The sequence below is a fragment of the Marinospirillum sp. genome (genome assembly GCF_014859565.1).
In genome coordinates this window covers 1-1,555 of record NZ_JACUUA010000431.1, presented here as the reverse complement: position 1 = coordinate 1,555, position 1,555 = coordinate 1, and the positions used below count along the sequence as shown (strand labels likewise).

At 48.4% G+C, this 1,555-nt stretch carries 1 protein-coding gene; it reads left to right on the top strand.

All coding sequences use genetic code 11. From position 1 onward, the window contains the following. Window positions 1-1,495 (top strand): restriction endonuclease subunit S (locus IBX50_RS20520; protein WP_292258278.1); only part of this gene is annotated, 1,495 nt, incomplete at its 5' end. Window positions 1,496-1,555 lie beyond the last annotated feature (60 nt).

The following is a 1,555-nucleotide window of genomic DNA, read 5'->3' as shown; positions in this document are numbered from 1 at the left end:
AAGCAGCTGCGGGAGCAATTTGCTGAGAGTAACCGGCTGGAGACTGAGATTAAGCGAAATCTTGGGGGTTGGGGGTATGAATAAAGCAAGGCTATCGGAGTTGGTAGAGTTCAACCCGAGGCGGCCTCTAAAAAAGGGAAGTTTAGCACCTTTTATAGAAATGGCTGCCCTACCGGAATCAAGCCGAGATATTGCTAATATCTATGATCGTGAATATAGAGGTGGTGGAGCTAAGTTTACCAATGGGGACACTCTTTTTGCTCGTATAACTCCGTGCTTAGAGAATGGAAAGACAGCTAAAGTGGCTGGCCTGAAAGGTGATGCTGTAGGTCATGGATCAACTGAGTTTATCGTAATGTCGCCCCGAAATCCGGAGGTGGACGAGGACTATATCTACTATCTGGCTAGATTACCTGATTTCAGGATCTATGCTCAGGCGCGAATGGAAGGTACATCCGGTCGTCAGCGCGTTTCTTGGCAATCCCTTGCCGACTTTGAACTACAAATACCTGACGCTACTACAAGAAAGCGAGCTGGGAAAGTACTCAAAGCATTTGACGACAAAATCCAACTCAACCACCAGATCAACCAAACCCTCGAACAGATGGCGCAAGCAATTTTCAAAAGCTGGTTTGTGGATTTTGAGCCGGTCAAAGCCAAAATGGCTGCCAAGGAAAGCTGGCAGGCGTTGCAGGCAGAGGGTGAGGCAGAGTCCTTGCCTGATCTGGAAACCTGGATGAATCTGGCCGCTATGCAGGTGATCTCAGGGCAAACGGAAGCAGCCCTGAACCAGATGGCCGACCAGCAGCCAGAGCAGTTTAGCGAGCTGTTCAAAACCGCCGCCTTGTTTCCAGCCGCCATGCAGGATAGCGAGTTAGGGGAAATACCGGAGGGGTGGATTGTTGATCACCTTTCCAAGATAATTCGATTCAACCCGAACAGGTCGCTCAAAAAAGGCACCCTTGCGCCTTACCTTGATATGAAAAATGTCCCCACTTCTGGCCATTTAGCTGATGACGTGGTTCTACGGGAAATGAATAGTGGAACTAAGTTCGTTAACGGAGACACTCTGTTGGCGAGAATTACGCCTTGTCTTGAAAACGGGAAAACAGCCTATGTTGATTTCTTGGTTAGCGATCAAGTCGGCTGGGGATCAACTGAGTACATCGTGATGAGGTCAGAAAAGCTATACCCTGAGTCAATTTCTTACTTCATCGCTCGAGATAGCAAATTTCGTCAACATGCCATCCAATCAATGACTGGTACAAGTGGGCGACAACGTGCAAATGCTAAAGCCTTGGCGGAGCTTCCCTGGATAATCTATCCGAAAGCACTTATCGAAGCATTTGATCGTATAGCGACCCCTTATTTAAAGCTAGCAAAGAGCCATGGCAGTGAAACAAAGTCTCTAACTGCTTTAAGAGACACCCTTCTCCCCAAACTCCTTTCCGGTGAGCTTTCAGTCGCTGATTTTGAGCTGGAGGGGGAGGCATGACCACACAACAAGTTCAGATTTTTACCAGTGCCGATGGTGACACGGAGTTACAGGTCGCGC